The 22,626-nt window shown below is 38.3% G+C and carries 25 protein-coding genes; 23 read left to right on the plus strand and 2 right to left on the minus strand.

What is annotated here, in order from left to right:
- Positions 1–94 precede the first annotated feature (94 nt).
- The 8 genes from NSQ41_RS08095 to NSQ41_RS08130 all read left to right on the plus strand — a co-directional run bounded on the left by NSQ41_RS08095 (position 95) and on the right by NSQ41_RS08130 (position 6,539).
- Positions 95–889, plus strand: a complete 795-nt coding sequence (locus tag NSQ41_RS08095; protein WP_066250264.1) for a thymidylate synthase — start codon at positions 95–97, stop codon at positions 887–889.
- Positions 886–1,377, plus strand: coding sequence for a dihydrofolate reductase (locus tag NSQ41_RS08100; RefSeq protein ID WP_066250267.1), 492 nt, complete (start codon positions 886–888; stop codon positions 1,375–1,377). The genes NSQ41_RS08095 and NSQ41_RS08100 overlap by 4 nt, the downstream gene beginning before the upstream one ends.
- A 269-nt stretch (positions 1,378–1,646) precedes the next feature.
- Positions 1,647–2,915: a threonine ammonia-lyase IlvA gene (ilvA, locus tag NSQ41_RS08105; RefSeq protein WP_063389677.1), complete on the plus strand. Its 1,269-nt coding sequence runs from the start codon at positions 1,647–1,649 to the stop codon at positions 2,913–2,915.
- Between the two features lie 87 nt (positions 2,916–3,002).
- Positions 3,003–3,254: a DUF2535 family protein gene (locus tag NSQ41_RS08110; protein WP_063389678.1), complete on the plus strand. Its 252-nt coding sequence runs from the start codon at positions 3,003–3,005 to the stop codon at positions 3,252–3,254.
- Between the two features lie 213 nt (positions 3,255–3,467).
- Positions 3,468–4,316, plus strand: a complete 849-nt coding sequence (locus NSQ41_RS08115; RefSeq protein ID WP_063389679.1) for a DegV family protein — start codon at positions 3,468–3,470, stop codon at positions 4,314–4,316.
- 107 nt (positions 4,317–4,423) lie between these two features.
- The gene (locus NSQ41_RS08120) at positions 4,424–4,996 is read left to right on the plus strand and encodes an SCO family protein (RefSeq protein WP_094245660.1); all 573 of its coding nucleotides are present in this window, start codon (positions 4,424–4,426) and stop codon (positions 4,994–4,996) included.
- A 131-nt stretch (positions 4,997–5,127) separates the two neighbouring features.
- The gene (locus NSQ41_RS08125) at positions 5,128–5,955 is read left to right on the plus strand and encodes an SGNH/GDSL hydrolase family protein (RefSeq protein ID WP_339199787.1); all 828 of its coding nucleotides are present in this window, start codon (positions 5,128–5,130) and stop codon (positions 5,953–5,955) included.
- A 5-nt stretch (positions 5,956–5,960) separates the two neighbouring features.
- A complete protein-coding gene (locus NSQ41_RS08130) occupies positions 5,961–6,539 on the plus strand; it encodes a YpmS family protein (RefSeq protein ID WP_327855922.1) in 579 nt (192 codons plus the stop codon).
- 32 nt (positions 6,540–6,571) lie between these two features.
- On the opposite strand, the gene NSQ41_RS08135 is transcribed toward NSQ41_RS08130, so the two are convergent.
- Entirely contained in the window at positions 6,572–7,951 is a 1,380-nt protein-coding gene (locus tag NSQ41_RS08135) for an RsmF rRNA methyltransferase first C-terminal domain-containing protein (RefSeq protein WP_339211411.1), read from the minus strand.
- Positions 7,952–8,123: 172 nt separating this feature from the next.
- Between NSQ41_RS08135 and ypmT the strand changes: the two genes are divergently transcribed.
- The 5 genes from ypmT to NSQ41_RS08160 all read left to right on the plus strand — a co-directional run bounded on the left by ypmT (position 8,124) and on the right by NSQ41_RS08160 (position 12,559).
- Positions 8,124–8,318 carry a protein YpmT gene (gene ypmT, locus NSQ41_RS08140; RefSeq protein ID WP_063389739.1) on the plus strand — a complete coding sequence of 65 codons (195 nt, stop codon included), beginning with the start codon at positions 8,124–8,126 and terminating at the stop codon, positions 8,316–8,318.
- Between the two features lie 151 nt (positions 8,319–8,469).
- Entirely contained in the window at positions 8,470–9,675 is a 1,206-nt protein-coding gene (locus NSQ41_RS08145) for an MFS transporter (RefSeq protein WP_339211412.1), read from the plus strand.
- A 165-nt stretch (positions 9,676–9,840) separates the two neighbouring features.
- On the plus strand, positions 9,841–10,812 hold the full coding sequence (gene msrB / locus NSQ41_RS08150; protein ID WP_063389685.1) for a peptide-methionine (R)-S-oxide reductase MsrB: 972 nt from the start codon (positions 9,841–9,843) through the stop codon (positions 10,810–10,812).
- Between the two features lie 293 nt (positions 10,813–11,105).
- Positions 11,106–12,044, plus strand: a complete 939-nt coding sequence (locus NSQ41_RS08155) for a magnesium transporter CorA family protein (protein WP_063389686.1) — start codon at positions 11,106–11,108, stop codon at positions 12,042–12,044.
- A 365-nt stretch (positions 12,045–12,409) separates the two neighbouring features.
- The gene (locus NSQ41_RS08160) at positions 12,410–12,559 is read left to right on the plus strand and encodes a YjcZ family sporulation protein (protein WP_082829556.1); all 150 of its coding nucleotides are present in this window, start codon (positions 12,410–12,412) and stop codon (positions 12,557–12,559) included.
- 250 nt (positions 12,560–12,809) lie between these two features.
- Here NSQ41_RS08160 and NSQ41_RS08165 read toward each other — a convergent pair whose 3' ends face one another.
- A complete protein-coding gene (locus NSQ41_RS08165) occupies positions 12,810–14,039 on the minus strand; it encodes an IS110 family transposase (RefSeq protein ID WP_339211413.1) in 1,230 nt (409 codons plus the stop codon).
- Between the two features lie 430 nt (positions 14,040–14,469).
- Between NSQ41_RS08165 and bioB the strand changes: the two genes are divergently transcribed.
- From bioB to NSQ41_RS08215, 10 genes are all read left to right on the plus strand, one after another.
- A complete protein-coding gene (gene bioB, locus NSQ41_RS08170) occupies positions 14,470–15,468 on the plus strand; it encodes a biotin synthase BioB (protein ID WP_063389687.1) in 999 nt (332 codons plus the stop codon).
- 218 nt (positions 15,469–15,686) lie between these two features.
- The gene (locus tag NSQ41_RS08175; RefSeq protein ID WP_339211415.1) at positions 15,687–15,914 is read left to right on the plus strand and encodes a YozE family protein; all 228 of its coding nucleotides are present in this window, start codon (positions 15,687–15,689) and stop codon (positions 15,912–15,914) included.
- 148 nt (positions 15,915–16,062) lie between these two features.
- Complete coding sequence (locus NSQ41_RS08180) at positions 16,063–16,677, plus strand: hypothetical protein (RefSeq protein ID WP_235600520.1); 615 nt, start codon at positions 16,063–16,065, stop codon at positions 16,675–16,677.
- 175 nt (positions 16,678–16,852) lie between these two features.
- On the plus strand, positions 16,853–17,041 hold the full coding sequence (locus tag NSQ41_RS08185) for a hypothetical protein (RefSeq protein WP_327855925.1): 189 nt from the start codon (positions 16,853–16,855) through the stop codon (positions 17,039–17,041).
- Between the two features lie 2 nt (positions 17,042–17,043).
- Positions 17,044–17,853, plus strand: a complete 810-nt coding sequence (locus tag NSQ41_RS08190; RefSeq protein WP_063389691.1) for a protein kinase — start codon at positions 17,044–17,046, stop codon at positions 17,851–17,853.
- Positions 17,854–18,624: a sporulation protein gene (locus NSQ41_RS08195; RefSeq protein ID WP_339211417.1), complete on the plus strand. Its 771-nt coding sequence runs from the start codon at positions 17,854–17,856 to the stop codon at positions 18,622–18,624. It abuts the gene before it with no gap.
- Positions 18,625–19,916: 1,292 nt separating this feature from the next.
- Complete coding sequence (locus tag NSQ41_RS08200) at positions 19,917–20,240, plus strand: phosphatase PAP2 family protein (RefSeq protein WP_158640156.1); 324 nt, start codon at positions 19,917–19,919, stop codon at positions 20,238–20,240.
- 73 nt (positions 20,241–20,313) lie between these two features.
- Positions 20,314–20,628, plus strand: coding sequence for a YodL domain-containing protein (locus NSQ41_RS08205; RefSeq protein WP_066250298.1), 315 nt, complete (start codon positions 20,314–20,316; stop codon positions 20,626–20,628).
- Between the two features lie 98 nt (positions 20,629–20,726).
- A complete protein-coding gene (deoD, locus tag NSQ41_RS08210) occupies positions 20,727–21,431 on the plus strand; it encodes a purine-nucleoside phosphorylase (RefSeq protein WP_066250301.1) in 705 nt (234 codons plus the stop codon).
- A gap of 236 nt (positions 21,432–21,667) precedes the next feature.
- Positions 21,668–22,507: a M15 family metallopeptidase gene (locus tag NSQ41_RS08215; protein WP_063389695.1), complete on the plus strand. Its 840-nt coding sequence runs from the start codon at positions 21,668–21,670 to the stop codon at positions 22,505–22,507.
- Positions 22,508–22,626: the final 119 nt, after the last annotated feature.

Below are 22,626 nucleotides of genomic sequence, written 5' to 3' on the forward strand. Positions count from 1 at the left end.
AAAAATTTTTTCGTTTGACAAACGGTTTAATAGCAATGGGAGAACGAGCCGATTGTAAATTAAAGTAACATTTCAACTAAAGGATGTGTCATCAATGGAACAATACTTAAATTTATGCAGACATGTGCTTGAGCACGGGGTTAAAAAACAGGATCGGACGGGGACAGGAACCATCAGCACATTTGGATATCAAATGCGTTTTGATTTGGCTAAAGGGTTTCCTCTTGTTACGACGAAAAAAATTCATCTAAAATCGGTCATTTATGAGCTGTTATGGTTTTTAAAAGGTGATACAAACGTAAAATATTTACAAGAACATGGCGTCCGAATTTGGAACGAATGGGCAGATGAGAACGGCGACTTGGGCCCCATTTACGGCTACCAATGGCGTTCGTGGACAGGTGCAGACGGAAATACCATCGACCAAATCTCAAATGTAATTGAACAAATTAAAACGAATCCACATTCACGGCGATTGATTGTAAGTGCTTGGAACGTCGCTGATTTAGATAAAATGGCCCTCCCGCCGTGCCATGCGTTTTTCCAATTTTATGTTGCGGAAGGAAAGCTTTCGTGTCAGCTTTATCAACGATCCGCAGACCTTTTTTTAGGTGTGCCGTTCAATATTGCTTCCTATGCGCTTTTAACGATGATGATTGCTCAAGTTTGCGACTTGGAGCTCGGGGAGTTTATCCATACATTCGGCGATGTTCATATTTATAACAACCATATTGAGCAAGTAAAATTGCAGCTGACGAGGGAGCCGCGGCCTCTTCCGACAATGAAATTGAATAAAGAGGTAAAATCCATTTTTGATTTTACTTATGAAGATTTCACGCTGGAAGGGTATGATCCTCATCCTCACATTAAAGGTGAGGTGAGTGTATGATTTCCTTTTTGTTTGCGATGGATGAAAACCGGCTGATCGGAAAGGACAATAAGCTTCCTTGGCATCTTCCGAATGATTTAAAATATTTTAAAGAAACAACGATGAACAAAAAGATCGTCATGGGCCGTAAAACCTTTGAATCGATTGGACGGCCCCTTCCCGGAAGAGAAACGATTGTGTTAACAAAGAATGAAAAGTTTTCTTGCGAAGGCTGTCTCGTTTTTCATTCGATAAATGAATTTTTGCAATTTGCCCAAAACAATAAGGAAGAAGAAATGTTTGTAATTGGCGGAGCGAAGATTTTTGAAGCGCTGCTTCCGTTTGCCGATCGACTCTATGTAACAGAAATTGAGGGGGAGTTTGAAGGCGACACATATTTTCCAAAAATTGATTTTTCTGAATGGAAGCTTATTTCCCAAAAAGATGGAGTAGTTGATGAAAAAAATGTTTATCCGCACCGCTTCCTTGTGTACGAGCGAAATAAATAAGAACGGTCTGAGTCAATTTGAAGTCAAGGAAGCATTGCTTCTTTCGCAGGCTTCTATAGGACATTAAAAAAGGCGCTCAAGCGTCTTTTTTAGTTGTGCCATATCTTGCAAGTAATACATATAAGAATCATATAATTTCACATGTAAAATTGGATTCAATCGGTCAAAAAAGCCGATTTCTAAATAAAAACAATAGATGTAATTTTATTTTTATTTGAATCGTGTTATAATTTAAAAATTAAGAAATTGTTTAAGGGCAGGGATGTACGATGACGAATTTGACAAAAGTTGAAGCATTCGTCCAAGTAGAAGATATATTAAAAGCGCATCAATCATTAAAGGATGTTGTGACACATACTCCATTGGAATTTAACCAAAGATTATCTGAAAAATATGGTTGCCGGGTATACTTGAAAAGGGAAGATTTGCAAGTTGTACGCTCTTTTAAAATAAGAGGAGCTTACAACAAAATGAAACATTTGACTCCTGAGGAAACGAAAAATGGAGTTGTCTGTGCAAGTGCTGGAAATCATGCGCAAGGAGTCGCATTTTCGTGCAGAGCGTTAAAAGTGCATGGAAAAATTTTTATGCCTTCCACAACTCCAAAACAAAAAATATCTCAGGTGGAATTGCACGGAAGAGAGTACATTGAAATTGTGTTGACAGGCGATACATTTGATGATGCGTATAAAAAAGCGCTTGAATGCGCCGAAAAAGAAAACCGTACGTTCATCCATCCGTTTGACGATAAAGATGTCATTGCGGGCCAAGGCACCATTGCTGTTGAAATTTTAAATGACAGCGATGAGCCAATTGATTTTTTGTTTGCTGCTATCGGCGGCGGAGGGTTAATGTCTGGCATCGGCACATACTTTCAAAGCGTATCGCCGGAAACAAAATTAATCGGCACGGAACCTTCCGGAGCACCAGCTATGGCGAAATCACTCGAAAAAGGCGAAGTAGTCGAACTGGATGAAATTGAAAAATTTGTGGATGGAGCGGCGGTCCAGCGGGTAGGAAATCAGACATTTTCCATTTGCCGGACAATTTTGGACGATCTTTTACTTGTGCCGGAAGGAAAAATTTGTACAACGATCTTGAACTTATATAATGAAAATGCAATTGTAGCAGAACCAGCAGGTGCGCTTCCAATCGCAGCGCTTGATTTTTACAAAGATCAAATAAAAGGAAAAAATGTCGTTTGCATTCTTAGCGGAGGCAATAACGATATTGAGCGCATGCAGGAAATTAAGGAGAGATCCTTAATTTATGAAGGCTTGCAGCATTATTTTATCGTTAATTTTCCGCAGCGTGCGGGTGCTTTACGTGAATTTTTAGATGAGGTATTAGGTCCGACGGATGATATCACTCGCTTTGAATATACGAAGAAAAATAATAAAGACAGCGGTCCTGCGCTTGTCGGCATCGAAGTCAAGCATCGGGAAGATTACCGCGGATTAGTCGAAAGAATGAAAAAGAAAGGTTTTCCTTTTACAGAGGTTAACAAGGACAGCAACTTATTCAATTTGTTAATTTAAAATATTTTTGTATATGACAAATTTTTGCAAAATTCGCTCCTATTTTGTTGTATAATAGAAGAAACGGGTAAAAAGAGGATTGATACTTTGCTATTTAAAAGCCTAGAGTTCAAACTTGAAAATGGACAGAAGGTGAAGATTGTTGAAATCCCAGTATTGGAGGAGGATAACTCTTACCGTTTCATGTTAAATATTCATTTGCAGCTTTTTATAGCGAACATTTGCAAAGAATCAAAGCCAAAAAGCCTTTATAATTTTCGAAGCTATTTGAAGCATGCTTTAAAGTGGAAAGATTATGAATCAATTTTTCAAGACAACCGATTAAAACATAACGCTTAAAGAAATATCCCTTGCAGATATTTGATTATCGGCAAGGGCTTTTTATTTTTTTAAGCGTTTTGGAGAAGAAGGAGAGATCTGCGAAATTAACCGTTTTTGAATTTTTAAGTTTCAAAATATGTTAGGACGGGTAAAGATTAGAGACTGTTTCTTTTCTTTTGATCAGAAACGTGATAAGGTTGAAATATTATTGTTTGATAGGAAGTGAATATATTGACACAAAAGGTAAGGATCGTTACCGATTCAACAGCAGATTTAGATAAAAATATTTTGGAGGAATACAATATTGAAGTTGTTCCGTTAACCTATACATTGAATGGTGTATCTTATACGGACGGCATTGATTTTGAACCAGCGGAATTTATTGAAAAAATGATGGAATCAGCAGAAATACCGAAAAGTTCTCAGCCTTCTCCGATCCATTTTAAGGAAGTGTATGATCGCCTTCATGCAGAAGGTTTTCAAGTGCTATCCATTCATATGTCCGGTAAACTGAGCGGAACAGTGCGCGCCGCACAGCAGGGGGCAAGCCTGACCGAGGGAGAAGTTACGGTCATAGATTCCAACTATATATCTAGCGCTTTAGGTTTTCAAGTGATTGAAGCGGCAAAAATGGCAAAAAAGGGAGCAATGTTAGACAAAATAATCTCTCATATAGAACAAGTACGAAAAAACACTTTTCTTTATGTATCAGTAGACACTCTCGAGCATTTGGAAAAAGGGGGACGGATTGGAAAGGGAAAGGCTCTATTAGGATCGTTATTGAATATTAAACCGATCGCTTCTTTACAAGATGGGATCTTTACGCCAATCACAAAAGTTAGAAGCCATTCGCAAGTTGTTAAATTTTTTATGAAGCAATTGATTCAAGATATAAAAGATCGCGATTTGCTGAGGATTGGGGTGGCGCATGCCAATGCATTAGATTTGGCGCTGCGCTTAAAAGAGGAATTGTTGAAGATCACAACCGCCGATAAAATTGATATTTGCACAACGACACCAATCATTTCCATTCATACCGGCAAAGGAGCTTTAGGAGTTTCTTACTATGTGAAGCCATAAGTAAAAGCTAGTTTTTTGAATCTTTTATGAATCATTTTGGAATTTGTTTTCACTTGAATGAAAATTTGATACACTTTCGATGAGAATAGGTGAAAGGTGAATGATCGATGAAGAAGAAAATGTTCATTTCCTGTTTTCTGTTATTGATCTTTTTAACGGCTTGCAGCGGAAATAAAATAAAAGATCCGTTGAATTATAAAGTGGAAAATTTTGAATTTACGGATCAAAACGGACAGCCCTTTGCTTTAGCAGATTTAAAAGGGAAGGTTTGGGTAGCTGATTTTGTTTTTACAAGCTGTGAAACCGTTTGTCCGCCGATGACAGCCCATATGGCTCAATTGCAGGAAAAAGCGGAAAAAGAAGGTGTTGAAGTCGAGTTTGTATCATTCAGCGTTGATCCGGAAGTAGATACACCAGAGAAACTGAAACAATTTGCAAATCAATTTTCCGATTCTCTTGACAACTGGCATTTTTTAACCGGATACAGCCAAGAGACAATTGAAAACTTTGCAAAAAACAGTTTTAAAACGATCGTTCAAAAACCGGAAAGCGATGATCAGGTCATTCATGGAACGAGCTTTTATTTAGTGGATCAAAACGGAGTTGTTTTAAAAAGCTACAACGGTGTTGAAAATACGCCGTATGACGAAATCATCAACGATATAAAAGCTGTTCAATAAAGTTTAAAGTTGGCCTAAAGCGTCTGACAGCAGGGGGAAAGGACCCTCTGTACATGATGCCTTTGGGTCAATTTTAAACTTTTTTTCGTATGATATAATAAAAAGAAAGAGATCGTCACAAGGTGATAGGAATGCTGTCGAAAAAATTTTCTCTTCTTATTATGACTTTTTTCTTATTAACCGGATGTGTCCAAAAATCCACTGCTTCTCCTTCAAATCAAGCGAAGGCGGAAGAGGAAGAGAGCAAACCGATTGAAACTGAAATCGCTGTCGCGGGGAATGAAAGTAGGTCCAGCTCTTTTCAATTGCAAGGAGATATCAAAATTGTTGCACTTGGCGACTCCCTGACAAAAGGAGTGGGCGACCGAACAAAAGAAGGCTATGTTGGTCTCGTTTCAGATGAATTAGAAAAAAAGGAAGACATTTCATCTGTTTCAACAGTCAATTTTGCAGCGATGGGGCATTCAACGGAAAATTTGTTAAAAAAGCTTGATGAAGATCAAGTAAAAAAGGAATTGGAAGATGCCGATCTCATTTTCATGACGATTGGTGCAAATGATTTAATGAAAGTCGTGCGGGAAAATATTTTTGAATTAACAGTTGAACTTTTTCAAGAAGAACGCCTTCTTTATGAACAACGTTTAAGAGACATTATGAACAAGATCCGGTCGACAAATGAACAGGCAGTGATTGCGTTTATTGGGCTTTATAATCCGTTTGCGTGGAAATTGGCAGAATTTCCGGAAATTGATATGATTATTTCGGAATGGAACGAGCGGACGAAACAAATTTTGCTCGGAGATGGACGTGCGGTATTCGTTTCAATTCAGGATATTTTTCAAGAAGGAGAGGACAAAAACCTCTTATATACAGATGAATTCCATCCGAACGAGAACGGATATGTATTGATTGCGGCAAGGGTTATGGAAACATTGGAAAATGGAACAAAAAAGGATTGAAGTAAATGAATAAATGGAAGCTTGCATTTTTTATCTTGTTGTTTTCCAATTTTTTGATTATTCTCATCTCCTCTGGTCTTCTGCTTATGCCTGGGGAAAAGCCGCCTCTGAAAAAGGAAGCGGAAGGTAGTAAAGATTTTGCTGTCTTTAAAGTGGAAACAGATAAACAGACAGTAACTAAGGTCATCAATGATTATTTAAAAAAGGAAGCCGTTCATCAGCCTCTCACATACTGGGTTGAAATTACGGATGATATTAAACTGTACGGCAGCCTTCTCGCTTTCGGCCGGGATTTGGACATGGTCATGTCTTTTGAACCGAGTGTACAGCAGGGAAACGTCATTTTAAAGGTGAAAAGCTTATCGGTTGGGAGACTTTCCGTTCCGGTTTCTTATGTGTTGAAATATATTGATTCCCAATACCACTTTCCAAAAGAAGTGCAGATTGATGCAAAAAATCGCCAGATTGTAGTCTTTCTTGATCAGCTGTCATTGGAAAACGGGTCTAAAATTCAAGCTGAAAAAATTGATTTGGAGGAAGGGGTAATTTCAGCAAATTTGTATGTTCCGCTCCCTCTCAAATAAGTAAGCGGGTATCAAAACCCGCTTTTGTTTTGTCAAAATTGAACACGAAGACCTTTTGGATAAAAGTTTTTAATGGTTCCTTTCGTTTCTTTTCCCCAACCGATCGATTCGCCGTCTATTGTCATTAATATCCATCCCCTGTCTACACCCAATGGAGATGAAATCGTTTCTCCCGTTAAATAAGCCTGCCAATCTTTTTCGTTCGTTGAGAAGGAATAACTGTATTTCACATCATTTGGTGTGAGTGACAGGGCAAGATGATGATTCGGTTCAAATCGTTTCTTTTTGATTTCTCCAAGATGGAGACCCGCCCGCAAAACGTTCAACGAAGTAATATCTGGGCATTTTTCAGGTAATACATACAGCTGTTGTTTTTTCAAGAAAAATGCCCCGGTTATTCTTTTCTTTAAAAAAGAATGTTCGAATTGCTGAAACTCAGCTAATTGCTGTTTTTTGACATTTGATTTTAAATATGAAACGCTGCTTCTCGTATTGTTTTCGCCATTTTTGATTAATTTCGCAACGAAATGCCCTTCACCTTTGATTTTATGCGGCCAAAGGCGGATGCATTTTGAAATTTCTTCAAAATTCGTTTTTGTCCATTCCACTCTTCCTCGATCAAAACCTTCACGTTTAGGAATTTCAACAAGAGACATTTCTGGATGCATGCTTACAAATGCCTCAATAACCTGTTCATTTTCTTCAGGAGAAAACGTGCAGGTGGAATAGACGAGAGTTCCGCCGGGTTTTAACATTTGAAACGCTAAAGATAACAGCTTTCTTTGCGTGTACGAGCATTTTTCAACAAGATCCTCGCTCCAAAATTCGATGGCGTTATCATCTTTTCGAAACATTCCCTCTCCAGAGCACGGGGCATCAACTAAAATTTTGTCGAAATAATTCGGAAAGTGTTGAACCAGTTTTTCGGGCCGTTCATTTATCACAATAGCGTTTTGAATTCCGAAACGTTCAATATTTTCCGATAGTGCTTTCGCTCGTTTGAAATGAGTTTCATTTGAGATAAGAATTCCTTCATTTTCCATCGCCGTGGCAATTTGCGTCGATTTTCCTCCTGGCGCAGCGCACAAATCTAATATTTTTTCTCCGGGTTTTGCCTGAAGCACTTCAGCAGGAACCATAGCACTCGGTTCTTGTATATAATAGAGCCCAGCTGCATGAAAAGGGTGTTTTCCGGGCTCGTCTTGTTTTTCATCGTAATAAAATCCGTCTTCACAAAAGGGAACTGAAGAAAGAGAAAAAGGTATTTTCCGAATGAACGTTTCTTTTTCTATTTTTAGACGATTGAAGCGCAGTCCCTTGATCGGTTCATCTCGCAAAGCAGAAAAAAAATCATCTGCTTCATTTTTTAACAATTGTTTCATTTTCCGGCAAAAATCATCAGGTAATGCCATATTTCAGATCTCCTTTCCTAAAATATTATAGCGGAATATGAAACATAATGGCGAAAATTCTTTCTGGCGAATTCTTGACGGAGAGGTGAAGATAAGAGAAAATAAATTGTTAGAGATGAAACATTTTTATAGAAAAAGAAAAGCAAGGGAATTTGGTGTAGGGGTGATGTATTTGAAAAAAATATATTTAATTGCTAGCATCGTCATGTTCCTCCTTGCTGTTTATTTTGGCGGTATGGCATATAAACAATACCTTGCTGGAAACTTAGATTACAATTTAGACAAAGTTTACATAAATGTCGGTTACTGCGCCTTGTTTTTAAGCATTGCTGTATATGTACTTCATTTGCGCGAGCATAAAAGTTAAAGAAAAGCGAGATAGAAAGGGGATCCAGAAGGATGAAAAACGTCCTTTGATGGATCGCCTTCTTTCTTTCCTGTGAAAGTAAAAATTTTACATCGTAGTTGATTCTTGATACATAAAAATTTAAAGTCAAAGATATGCAGGTGAAGTTATCATGTTACGTTCAAATAAACAAAATATCTCCCTCATATTGCTGCTTTGCAATGTTTTTATCGCTTTTTTAGGAATCGGACTCGTTGTTCCGGTTTTGCCTGCTTATATGAATGAACTAAATTTATCGGGCGTTTATATGGGATATCTCATAGCAGCATTTTCAACTGCCCAGTTGTTTTCCTCGCCGGTCACGGGGATTTTTACTGACCGTTTTGGCAGAAAGATTATGATTGTCATCGGTTTAGTTTTGTTTGCTGTATCCGAATTTTTATTTGCAATAGGTTCTGCGTTCTTCTTGCTTTTGATTTCAAGAATAATTGGCGGAATCAGCGAGGCATGTATTATGCCCGCTGTTACTGCGTTTATTACAGATATCACCACTTTAGAGGACAGGCCGAAAGCGCTTGGATATTTGTCTGCCAGCATTAACGCAGGTTTTATGATCGGGCCCGGCATCGGAGGATTTGCAGCAGAATTCGGCATTCGGGTGCCGTTTTTTCTTGCGGCATTTATTGCGCTTGTCGCAGCCGTTTTTTCCATTCTCCTTTTAAAAGAACCGCTTCCAAATGATAACATTCAACAATTAGATGAAAAACAAACTCGTCTTCAATTTTTCAGCGAATTAAGCAAATCGATCAAACCTCCGTATGTTGTACCGCTATTGATCGTGTTTGTTTTAGCATTTGGTCTTTCCGCATATGAAACGATGTTCGGTTTGTTTGTCGATAAAAAATTCGGTTTTTCACCGAAAGATATTTCCATCGTCATAACAACAGGAACGATTTTTGGACTCATCGCCCAAATCGTTTTCTTTGACAAGCTAGTGAAGTATCTTGGCGAGAAAAGGTTGATTGAAATTTGTTTATTAGGCGCTTCCGTCTTTATTTTTCTGTCAACCTTAGTTGACGGCTACTTTTTCATTATGGCTGTAACGTTTGCTGTATTTTTAGCATGCGATCTTCTTCGACCAGCTGTCACCACTCTATTATCCAATATGGCAGGAGATGAACAAGGGTTTATTGCCGGCATGAACTCTACTTATACAAGTTTAGGAAACATTGTCGGTCCTGCGATTGCAGGAATTTTGTTTGATATCGACGTCGATTTTCCATACGTTTTAGCTTCCATCGTTTTGCTTTTAGCCTTCATGATGGCAGCGTTATGGCCATTTCGTGATAACATGGAGCAAAAAAGGAAAAATTCTTAATGGAACGAATATACTAGTTTTTGCACTTCGCTATGCTTGAGTTGCAAATCAATTGTTTTGTTCTTTTTAATCGTTTTATAATGTATTGTAGGAAGGACAAGTTGATCTTTACTTTTGCGATGAGAATGAGCAGGCAGGAAAATTAGCTAAAGGGAGGGAAAAATGATGAGCAATGAAAAATATGAATTGGCTACTTTTGCGGGTGGCTGCTTCTGGTGCATGGTCCAGCCTTTTGATGAGCTTCCGGGAATTATTAAGGTTGTTTCCGGATATACGGGAGGACATAAGGAAAATCCGACATATGAAGAAGTGTGCTCGCACACGACGGGTCATGTGGAAGCTGTGCAAATTACCTTTGATCCGAACGTGTTTCCATATAAAAAGCTTCTGGATATATTTTGGCAGCAAATTGATCCGACTGATCCGGGCGGACAATTTTATGACAGGGGAGAATCTTACAAAACGGCTATTTTTTATCATTCGGAGGAACAGCGCGAGCTCGCGGAACAATCGAAAGAGCTTTTAGAAAAAAGCGGACGTTTTGAAAAACCGATTGCGACCGAAATATTGCCGGCAAAACCTTTTTACCCAGCCGAAGACTATCATCAAGATTACTACAAAAAAAATCCTTTTCACTACAAACGGTATCGTCAAGCGTCTGGACGGGATGAATTTATACGCAAGCATTGGAGCGACTGGGATAAAGAAGAGCTGAAGAAACGATTGACTCCGATGCAATATGAGGTGACGCAAAACAACGGGACGGAGCCTCCATTTCAAAATGAATATTGGGATCATAAAGAAGAAGGGATTTATGTCGACATCGTCTCGGGAAAACCGCTTTTCAGCTCGCTCGATAAATTTGATTCAGGCTGCGGATGGCCAAGTTTTACAAAACCGCTTCATCAGCATGAGATCGTCGAAAAATTAGATACATCTTACGGCATGATCCGAACAGAGGTTAGAAGCAAAACGGCGGATTCGCACCTTGGACATGTTTTCCCTGACGGTCCAGAACCGACAGGCCTTCGCTACTGCATTAACTCGGCTGCGCTTCGCTTTATCCCGAAAGATCAGCTCGAACAAGAAGGCTATGGTGAATATAAAAAACTGTTTGAAGACGATCAAACAGAGTAAAGATTATATGTAAACGAATGGGCACAAAAACATGTGCCCTTTTTTTATTAAATGTTCAAATTTATGTAAAATTCCGTTAAAACCTATATACATCGTAAAACAAAATTAGTATCATATATTAGGTTGAATTTTTATGGATGAAGGAGGGTGAAAATCGTTTATGAATAGCGGTTCTTTTTTAGATCCGGACGGACCCGAGATAGGTAAGGCAGTATGTATGCGGAAAGAGGCGCTGTTCGTAAGCGATGACACTCTTGCGCGTGCAGACTGCCTCTAGCAAAGGAGGTTAAAGCATGCTGAACATTTATATGTCAAGCGCGAACGGCCAATTGAAGGAAATTGAAGATATTCAAAACGGTTGTTGGATCAACATGGTGGCACCGACTGAGGAAGAAGTTCATTTCGTGTCAGAACGGCTGCAAATTCCAATAGACTTTTTTAAAGATGCACTGGATGATGAGGAAAGATCCCGGATTGAAAAAGAGGACCACAATGTGTTGATTATTGTTGACATTCCAGTTATCACGGTAGATGACATCGGGCAAACGTTTTATGAAACGATCCCGATCGGAATGATCATTACTGACAGTTGTTTTATTACAGTATGTTTGCAAGGAAACCCAATCTTTGAACAGTTTGCCAGAAACAAAGTTAAAGGTTTTTATACGTTTATGAAAACGCGTTTTGCTTTTCAAATTTTATATTTAACTTCAACATATTATTTGCGATATCTGAAACAAATTAATCGCAAAACGAGCGAAGTAGAAAAAGAGCTTCATCAATCGATGAAAAATAAAGAATTTTTTTCATTGCTCAGTCTGGAAAAAAGCTTAGTTTATTTTACGACATCGCTGAAATCCAATAATATTGTCATGGAAAGGCTGCTGCGATTAAATTACTTGAAAATGTATGAGGAAGATCAAGATCTTTTGCAAGATGTCATTATCGAAAACAAACAAGCAATTGAAATGACAGAGGTATATTTAAGTATTTTAAGCGGAATGATGGACGCATTTGCATCAGTCATTTCCAACAATGTCAATATTGTCATGAAATTTTTGACGGCAATTACGATCGTCATCTCTATTCCGACATTAGTAGCGAGCTTGTATGGAATGAATGTGCCGATACCGTTTCAAAATCATCATTTTGCGTTTTTTATTCCCATTTCCATTTCATTGCTCATGTCAAGCTTAACAGCTTATATTTTTTGGAAAAAAAGATATTTTTAAACTTGTACAACCATAACTGGTCAGATGACTCTGAACTAATAGTAGCAGCTTATGTCGGAAAAAGACGAATTTGCCCACTCCTTTTCTTTCGTTGACCGCTGCCATGTCTATAGTAATCTCAAATAATCTAAAATTTGTAAAATTGATTTTTTAAGACAATCACAATGCGGTCGCAGATGAAGTTCCTCCTCATGTTTCTTATAGGACGATATCATCTGCCCGCTTGCACAACTGGTGTTTCCAATTTCCAACTGCAGGGCGTTTGTTCCAAAGAATTTGGAAAAATAGGCATGTGCACATACCTGAAAGTCCAAAAAAACATAATGTAAACTGAAACCTAGATTAAAAAATGAGGAGTGGGGCAAATGCATTTTCACCATCACGATTTTCACCATTGTGGACATGGATACGGTTATCCGGTACATGGTGCCGGATATGGCTGCGGATCTTCATTCGTTTTGATCGTAGTATTATTTATACTTTTGATCATTGTCGGCTGCGCTTATGTAAAATAAAAAAATCCTGCCTGTTCGGGCAGGATTTTTATCTGTATTTTATGTAAACTTAATTCAAAAAATAGTTGACATATATCCTTTCTTTTTTTACCATTTAAGTATTACAGAAAGGTAATATGTCAACTACCAAAATCAAAGGAATTGGAAATTCTAAACCCCAAAACACCTAAAAAAGGCAATACTTAAGAAACCCAGTAAAATTTATAACATTTACTGGAAAATATAGAAGGATTTAGGGTAAAAAAGTATCCTATTTATCCACCTTCCTTCTAGGCGTGTAGATTTGGTCGTTACGTAGCAGCACATCGACCAAACGCACAAGTTTTCTTGCTGTTAAGACGAGGGCTCTTTTATGTTGGTGCTTTGAAACTTCATGATACTTTTTCAGGTAGTATGCCCGAAATTCAGGTTCATTCCGTTGTACCGAGTTGGCAGCTTCAACAAGGTAATAACGGAGATAACGATTTCCTGAACGTATCATGTTAGTTTCCTCCGCCTGAAACTTCCCTGATTGATGCTTGGACCATGTTAAACCGGCGTATTTAGCTAGAGCTGCCTGATTATCAAAACGGTCAATCTGCCCGATTTCAGCTAATATTCCAGCACAATAAACAGGTCCTATACCAGGAATGGTTTGTAACGTATTCGGAATACCATCTAACAGCTTTTGGATGGCTTTATCCAACTCCTTGATCTGTTTGTTAATACTGCGAATGGACTCAATAGAAGTCGCTAACAAAAGGTCAATGGAATCTTCTACACATTTGGATAAACGGTAGGAAGATCGTGCGGCCTTTTGAATAGATTTCGCCACACATTCGGCGTCAGCGAATCGATTTTTGCCCTTTTCTTGAAGGTATTTGGCTAGTTCCTGTAGATCCATTGTGCTAATTTCATCTAAGCTATACTGCTCAAGTAACAGTTCCATCAAGGCGTTGCCGAATACCGAGCTTTCCACTTCAGCAGTAAAAGAACTGCATTTGTAAAAAAGGTGTTGAAGAAAATATTGTTTTTCTCGTATTAAGTTGTGCACGAGATGATATCTCATCCTCGTTAATCTTTGAAGGGCAATAAATTGTTCTTGCATAACAGCTGAAAGGCGAAGACGACCAAAACGAAGGCGATCCGCAATAATCCAAGCATCGACATGGTCTGTTTTATCTAGGTCTGTATAGGACTCCTTAAACTTTTTAATTAGTTTTGGGTTGATAGTAAAAACTTTGGTTTTATACTTCTTCAGAGATTCATCCTCATGAAAGAACATAGCTGGATGCCAACTGTAAACCGATGTGGCCTCCATTCCTATTTGAATCTCTTGAATCATATGTTTTTGGGCGATATCTACAACTTGATCACGTAGATAAGAAGCCCCTGGTAAATTGTTATCAACAGTAAGAGAAGTTAGTACTTCTCCATCCAAATTCATCACACAAGCTTTCATATCTTGAGAGCTCACGTCGATACCAACAAATAACTTCATAGGGGAAACCTCCTTTCTATTTAGGATCAGGGGAAGGACTCTTCGGGATGTCCCCAGCGCACTTGTTGATCAATCACCCTCGCGTATGAGAACTCGCTCTGATCCATGAGCTGCCTGGAAGCTGCTACTTCCAGCATGGGTTGCCAGAGGGAACAGCCTGCGGGTTAGAAGTTCAAACAAGAGCTGGGGAAACAGACTTTTTAAGTAGTCAAAGCTACAAGGGGGATGAGAAATTCCCCAAATGATCCATAAGACCATTATCTAGAGACATCACGAAAAGTCCACCCCTTAAATGCGAATTTTTATATAGTGGGGGCAATAGCCTCCCACTAAGTGAACTAGCCTCTATGAAGTTATCAAAGAACAATTATTGAACTGGGAATTACCTTTAAAAAGGATTCTAAACTTACTATACGAGGGGGATTACGAAATGAGAATCGATTGGGTTGAATTAGCCGAAAACGTACTATTTGGACATAAAATAACTTATGAGGAAGCTGCTGCAATTTTGGACTGTCCTGATGAAGAATTGCTGCTTCTTCTGCATGGTGCTTACAAGATTCGAAAAGCATTTTACGGGAATAAAGTGAAGTTAAATATGATCATGAATGTAAAATCAGGATATTGTCCTGAAAACTGTTCCTACTGTTCCCAATCTTCCGTATCAACGGCTCCAATCAACAAATACCCGCTGCTTTCAAAAGAAGCCATTTTAGAGGGGGCCAAACGGGCACAAGAGTTGAAAGCTGGAACTTTCTGCATCGTTGCAAGCGGAAGAGGGCCGACAAACCATGAGTTAGAAAAAATATGCGAATCTGTACGCGAAATAAAAGATACATACAACTTGACGGTTTGCGCATGTTTAGGAATTTTAAAAGACGAACAGGCGGAACGATTGAAGGAAGCTGGTGTCAATCGATACAATCATAACTTGAACACATCAGAAAGATATCATGAACATATAGTCACTAGTCATACATATGAAGATCGCGTAAACACAGTTGACAAAGTCAAACGTGCAGGGATTTCTCCTTGCTCCGGTGTGATTATCGGGATGGGTGAATCGAAACAAGATGTTATTGAAATGGCTGCTGCTTTAAAGAAGATCGACGCAGATTCTATTCCGGTTAATTTTCTTCATCCTATTGAAGGAACTCCGTTGCAAGGAGAAAATAATCTAAATCCTCGATATTGTTTAAAGGTGCTTGCCTTATTCCGCTACATGCTGCCGACAAAAGAAATACGCATTTCCGGAGGAAGGGAAGTAAACTTGCGCTCGCTGCAGCCTTTTGGGTTATATGCGGCTAATTCTATTTTTATCGGAGACTATTTAACAACTGAAGGACAGGAAATGTCAAAAGATCACGAAATGTTAAAAGATTTAGGCTTTGAGATTGACTTAAATCCGCTTCCAGAAACCGTTCAATAAGGAAACGGTGTCTTGGCATAATGGATCGTTGTTTTTTAATCAGTGGAGAATAAATATGGTCCATTCTATAAAACAATAAAAAATCTTTTTCCAACTGCAGCTGAAGAAAGAGCATTTTTTCTCTTTAAAACCGCTCCATAAAAAGGCGGTTTTTTTATTTTCGAAAATTTATCAAAACGTTATAATGAAACAAGCAAATTTTTTAGGAAGGTGGAAATATGACTTCTTTTTATCATTATTTGATGACGTTTAGACATCCTAAACCGAAGGACAAAATCAGCAAGTTTGCAAACGATGCTTATCTTGACCACAGCTTTCCGAAAAATTCAACTGATTATGATGAACTCAGCACTTACTTGGAATTAAATGGATCATATTTGGAAAACATGTCTGTTTTTGATGAAGCTTGGGAAAAATATGTTCAATTGATTGAACAAAAACATTGACTGAGCCTTCAAGATAGTCCGCCCAACTCAAACAAGTTGATGATGCATATAATGTGATAATCGAAAGAGTGATGGCATTAAAGGGGGTGCCTTCATACTGAAAAGAAAAAAACCGAAGTTCAATATTGGCGATCAAGTCGTTATTACTTTGTACGGTACTTTGGGGACGATTACAAACATCCATACGATGGACGAAGAGTTTTTATATGAAATCAATTACAGTGAAATTTTATATTTTGAACATTCATTACAGTTTTTATCAGAATATGATGGGACTGTGTTTGAGTCAGAAACGGTTGAAGTGGAACTGATGTTTGGAATTGGCGACCTTGTTTATGTGAAAGGCTATGGTGATGAAATTTTCAAAATTGTCGGGTACCGGACGGAATTGTGGAGATATAAAGACGATGCGTGGGAGGAAGTGATTTATGAATTAGTGCGGGTGCGCGACGGGGAATGGATGGAATCATCTGCGGATGAATTAAAGCTGGCCGTTTCGAAAAAAGAAGCAGATCAACATTTGCAAAATATTCATATTATCCAACATATTGCTGGGATGGGCGCACAGAAAAATGCTTCTGCTCCGATGAACAGCCAAAAAAACGAAAAGAAAACAAAGCCTATGCAGCAGGAAATCATTGATTCCCTCCTTGATCTGTATAATGATTACAAAGGTCTTTACGATTTATTTGGGGATAAAAAATATAAGGAAATGATGGACGTTGTCATTCAATATTTGAAAAAAATGAGCCGCTTACCATGATCTTTTTTTGAAAAATTTTCTAATGAAAAAACTGCAATGGATGACAAGTAATAGAAATAGAGGAATGGAAGATTACCAGGTCTTCCAATCTTTTTATTCAAAAAATTTTTTAAACTGAAACCAATACAGATTTTTTTCGTAAAAACAAGTAATACAAGAAGGAGGGAAAAGGTGTATGTTGAAAAAATTCATCAAATCGTTTTTAGGCCATCGCCCTTACCATTATTCCAGCAGCAGCCACTACCACAAAAAGCATTATCCTAAGTCAAAATACAAACATGATCCAACTTCTTACGGCCATCATTATTATAAAAGAAAACATCGCTCTGGGTTTGGATTCTTTTCCGGTTCGTATAGCAGCTGATGATGGAAGTATGGAAAAAGTTTTGGAAGCCGTTTCCGCTTTGGGGTGAGCGGCTACATAAACCAGGATCTGTTATCGAACGATACGTAGTCCAAAAATTTTTAGGAGTAGGGAGCTACGGAATCACGTATCTTGCAGAAGATTTGTCCACACATCAAAAAGTCGTTTTGAAGCAGCTCCGAAAGCGAAGAAAAACAACGGGTGAACGGCCTTTTCAAAAAGAAAGGGAAATATTGCAAAAATTAAGTCATCCTGCCGTTCCAGCTTTATACGCTGAAATCAATGATGGTAGCCATCAATATCTTGTCATGGAATACAAAGAAGGGCTAACATTTGAGCAATTAATCTTTCAATTTGGAAAAAAATATTCCGAAAAAGATGCTTTTCATTATTTAACAAAAATTCTCGAAGTTGTCCAGTATATACATGATCAAAACGTTGTCCACCGTGATTTAAGAATACCGAACATTCTTCTTTACAACGACAGTATTTCCATCATTGATTTTGGCTTGTCCCGTTTGATTACAGATGAAGAAGAGGAGAGTTTTCATAAATGGGAGCCGGAAAAGCAAAGGATGCGTAAAATTAGCTTTCAGACGGATTTTTATGCGCTGGGGCATTTCGTATTGTTTTTGCTTTATTCATCATTTGATCAAAAGGGAAAAAAAGAAAAAAGTTGGGAAGAGGAGCTAGATATTTCCGTAGAATCAAAGAATATTATAAAAAAGCTGTTTGGAATGGATGGTTCATATAGATCAGCAGAGGAGATTCTAGAGGATATTCAGAAAAATTCCGAAATAGGGGGAGAATAAATGTCTCTATTTAATAAAATTTTCGCGGGCATTGGGATTGGAGCGGCAAAAGTAGATACGAAGCTTACCTCCTCAACGTTCTATCCTGGCGAAGAGGTGAAAGGCATTGTTGTCATTAATGGAGGAAACGTTGAACAAAAAATTGACGAAATTTACTTGTCCGTTCTTACGCATTATATAAAAGAAGTAGATGATCGTAGAGAGAAGAGGCAAGCAGAAATCGCTAAAATACAAATCAATAAACCTTTCGTCATACTGCCGAATGAAACGAAAGAAATTCCGTTTTCATTTCAGCTTCCGCTTGATACTCCAATTACTATCGGAGCATCCAAAGTATGGATTCATACCGGATTGGATATTAAAGGAGCGATCGATCCGAAAGATACGGACTATATCGACGTTGTTCCCGGCGGCTTAATGAAGGAAGTATTAAACAGTATAAACCGAATCGGATTTAAGCTCCTTCAAGTTGAAAATGAAGCAGCGCCATATCGTTTAAGAAAAAGGCTACCGTTCATTCAAGAGTTTGAATTTTATCCGACTTCCGGTCCTTTTAGAGGCCGTTTAAAGGAGCTTGAAATTATTTTCTATTCGATAGGCGAACACGATATTGAAATGATTATGGAAATTGATCGAAGAGCAAGAGGACTTTCCGGGTTTCTCGCCGAAGCGCTAGATTTGGATGAAAGCTACGTTCGAGTTCGTGTAAGCAGGCAGGACGTGCCGAATCTTGATAGCAAGCTTATCAATATCATTCGCCAATATAGCTGATAAACAAGGAGAGCCTAGTTTTTTTGTATGAAAATTTTTCAATCATGTCCAATTTAAAAGGCTGTTGTCATAAAATCCGACGGGGAATAGAATCAGTCGGTTATGGCGTAAGTAGGTGTATAACAAAGCTCTCATATTAGCGACAACGGAGAAGACTATTCCGTTTAGAAAAGCTGTCAAAGTAGCTGTGCAGTCAAATTACGCGGCATTTTTAACTAGCTAAATTTATTGTGGCCGCGATAAAATCGGACCAACCCAAAATGGGAGGAAGAGGGCGCATTAAGGCTGCGAAAATGGAAGGGGTGTTGGGCAGCACATATCGTCACCCCTCTGCTTTTGCTGCTCAGAAATAGAAGCCAGCTATCAAAAATTTATGGCGATGAAGGACTTAAAAATCAAAGCTCTCTATGTATATAAAGACGGAAGGAAATGTATCCAGTTCACACACTCTCTTGAAAAGATGAATGAACGGATTTATCAATGCGCGGCAACAGTAAACTTCTTAACTTGAATAAGAAAATACCAGCAGCACGCAAAGGAAATTCTCCTCCACCTTATTAAAAGGCGGCCATCACTACTATTTAACATCAAAAAGAAGCATCATTCTTTTATTGCTTTGCTCGGTTAATTTTACTATTGTTCATGAACCCATAAATAGTTAAGAAAACAAAAAATATACATAAGACTGTAAAAGTGATGCTATAACCTATATTATGTTCGCTGTAATTGTCATAAGCAAACATCCTCAACACGATCGAATTGATCAACAAATTTAATAGTATGAATGGATGTATTTTTTATCCACTGTTTTCCACCACCTCCCCAACTATCATTCTATCATAGGTTTCAGCAAAAATTGTTTCGAATATCAGCGATAAAAAGAATAAGACGTTTTAAACGATTTGCGTTTTTCCTATTTTTTACTATACTAAGAAATACAACGAAACGAAGGGAGGAAAAAGCGATTACCTTTCCCACTTTCGCTAAAAAGTGGCATATCTTCGCTGCCTTAGATGAATAAAACATATATATTTTTCATCCTGCTTTTTTATTTGATAACGAGTTCCTTTGCGATTAAAAATGAGACAGTTCGCCATGTTGACGATACAATTGTTCAATCAATCGAAGGGGTTCGAAATGATCCATTCACTTCCGTTATGTTCTTTTTTACAGAAATTGGTTCATATCATATTCTTCTCCCTGTCACTATTTTCATAAGTATTTATTATATATTTCGAAAAAAATGGATCACGTTCATTATTCTTTACATAAATTTATACGGAGTTCGTTGGATGAATGAAATGATAAAAGAAATGGTGAAAAGAGAGCGCCCTGATTTTGATCGACTGACCGATATTTCCGGCTACAGTTTTCCAAGCGGTCATACGATGAATTCAACAGCTGTCTACGGTTTGATCGCTTATTTAATCAGCACCCGCATAAAAAAAGGAAAGCGGGTCGTTTTTGCTGTTTCCAGTATTTTATGTCTGTTGATTGGATTAAGCAGAATTTATTTGGGAGTTCACTATTTAACAGATGTTTTGGCGGGATTTGCGGTTGGATTGTGCTGGCTTATGTTTATCTTGACAATATCAGAAAAGGTTCGACAAAAGTAGTTGACATTCGCAGCAGGAATTCCCTCCATTGACAGCAAATAAGTTTGGAAAATTGTATTTGGAGGGGACAAGGTTGGCACTGAATCTTCTTAAATTGTCTAATCCATCGACCGATTATGATGTGACGATCTTTCAAACACCAAACATCGGGGAGAAAAAAGGGTATCGACCCGTATACCGCTTAACTGTCCGTGCAAAAAATCATCAGGAAGTGCTCAAAAAAATTTTTCGGAAATTTAATATTTCGGAAGCGATCCCTCCGGATTATAACGGACGTTATATTTGGACAGGAGACATTGTTTTTATTGATGAAGGAAAAAATGGAACAAAGTATTATAAATTAGTGACCGGTGGGTGGGAAAAAATTCACCGCATTCACGTCCGGTGATTGGAGGATGCAAAATATGCTGCACGGATTCTCATGAAAAATCTGCTATGTTATGATAATATTACTTCAATTATTTTTAAATGAAGGGGCTTGATAACATGAGCATTCATATTGGTGCGAAAAAAGACGAGATTGCTGACAAAATATTGCTTCCCGGTGATCCCCTTCGGGCCAAATATATTGCGGAAACTTTTTTAGAAAATGCTGTATGCTACAACAAAGTTCGAGGAATGTACGGTTTTACCGGAACTTACAAAGGAAAGCGCATCTCTGTCCAAGGAACAGGAATGGGGGTTCCATCGATTTCGATTTACATTCATGAACTCATGCAAGAGTACGATGTGCAAACGCTTATTCGCGTTGGCTCCTGCGGTTCCATTCAAAAAGACGTCCACATCAGAGACTGCATTTTAGCTATGAGCGCATCAACGAATTCCCAAATGAACCGCATAACGTTTGGCTCTGTTGATTATGCGCCTACCGCTAATTTTGATTTGTTGAAAAAAGCTTATGATGCTGCAGTATCAAAAGGAATCGACGTCAAAGTCGGAAGCGTGTTCACGACGGATTTATTCTATAATGATCAAGCGGAGCACGAAAAATGGGCTGAATACGGAATTTTGGCACTTGAAATGGAAACGGCTGCTCTTTATACACTTGCTGCGAAATTCGGCAGAAGAGCATTATCTGTTTTAACGGTCAGCGACCATGTCCTGACTGGGGAAGAAACATCTGCTGCCGAAAGGGAATCGACCTTTAACGAAATGGTTGAAATCGCTCTTGAAGCTGCTATACAGGAATAAAACGGCATGTGCGGCGTCATGCCGCTTTTTATTTTTTAAAACATGTTCACAAAAATTGAAGGAAACGGCTTAGCTCCATTTATTACATCCACTCTCTTGTTTTAGTTTTTGAAAGATCGTCATCTGCTCCTTTCTTTTATTGAACGTTATGATAAGTTATAATGTAAGAACCGTTTTTCTTCTGTTTGGACAAGTGTTAAAATAGGAGTGAGAGATTATACAAGGTGGGAATTTTTATGCATAAAATCATCGCAGTCACGATTCTTGCAGCTTTGATGCTTGCCGGATGCTCAATGCCATTTGATAAGCTTCCCTTTTTTCATGGAAGCGACTATGTTGAAGAGAATGAACCGCAAGCAAAAACAGTAGAAAACAAAGAACTAGTCCAAACAACGGAAAAAACCGTCCAAACAGAACAAATTGATCCGGAATTTTTGCTTGAGGAGCAATATTTTAATGTCGTACAAACGGTTAACGGTCAACCCGTTATTCAAAATCCTGACAATATTTTAGTTCTTGTCAATAAAGATTTTTTCCTTCCTGTCGACTATAAACCAAATGATTTGACAGTGCCAAACATACAGTTTTCATTCGGGGACGCGGATGTTCCGAAGCGTTATTTGCGCAAGGAAGCAGCTGCGGCACTTGAACAGCTTTTTCTAGCTGCGAAAAAAGACGGCGTGATTCTTTTCGGAGCCTCAGGCTTTCGTTCGTACGATCGGCAGGTTGAGCTGTTTGAAGCAGAAAAAAAACAAAAAGGGGAGCAAAAAGCAGTTCAAGCAGTAGCAAAACCTGGTCAAAGTGAGCATCAGACAGGGTTATCTATTGATGTGACGAGTGAAAGTGTAGATTTTCAAATTACTGAAAAATTTGGGGAAACGAAGGAAGGAAAATGGCTTCAACAAAACGCCCATAAATTTGGCTATATTATCCGCTATCCGAAAGGGAAAGAAGCGATCACAAAATATAAGTATGAGCCTTGGCATATTCGCTACGTCGGAAAGAAAGCTGCAAAAGTCATATATGAAAATAATTTAACACTTGAAGAATATTTCCAAAAAGTAAAGAAAATTTAACCGAAGCTCTCCCGCTGAAGCGGGATTGATTTTTTCATAAACAAGAGATGAAGGATGAAAGAGCGTTGATTTAACGTTTTGACTTGCCATTTCTTTGCCGACAGAAACACATAGATCGT

It is taken from the genome of Aeribacillus sp. FSL K6-8210 (genome assembly GCF_037963925.1).
Taxonomy (GTDB): domain Bacteria; phylum Bacillota; class Bacilli; order Bacillales; family Aeribacillaceae; genus Aeribacillus; species Aeribacillus composti.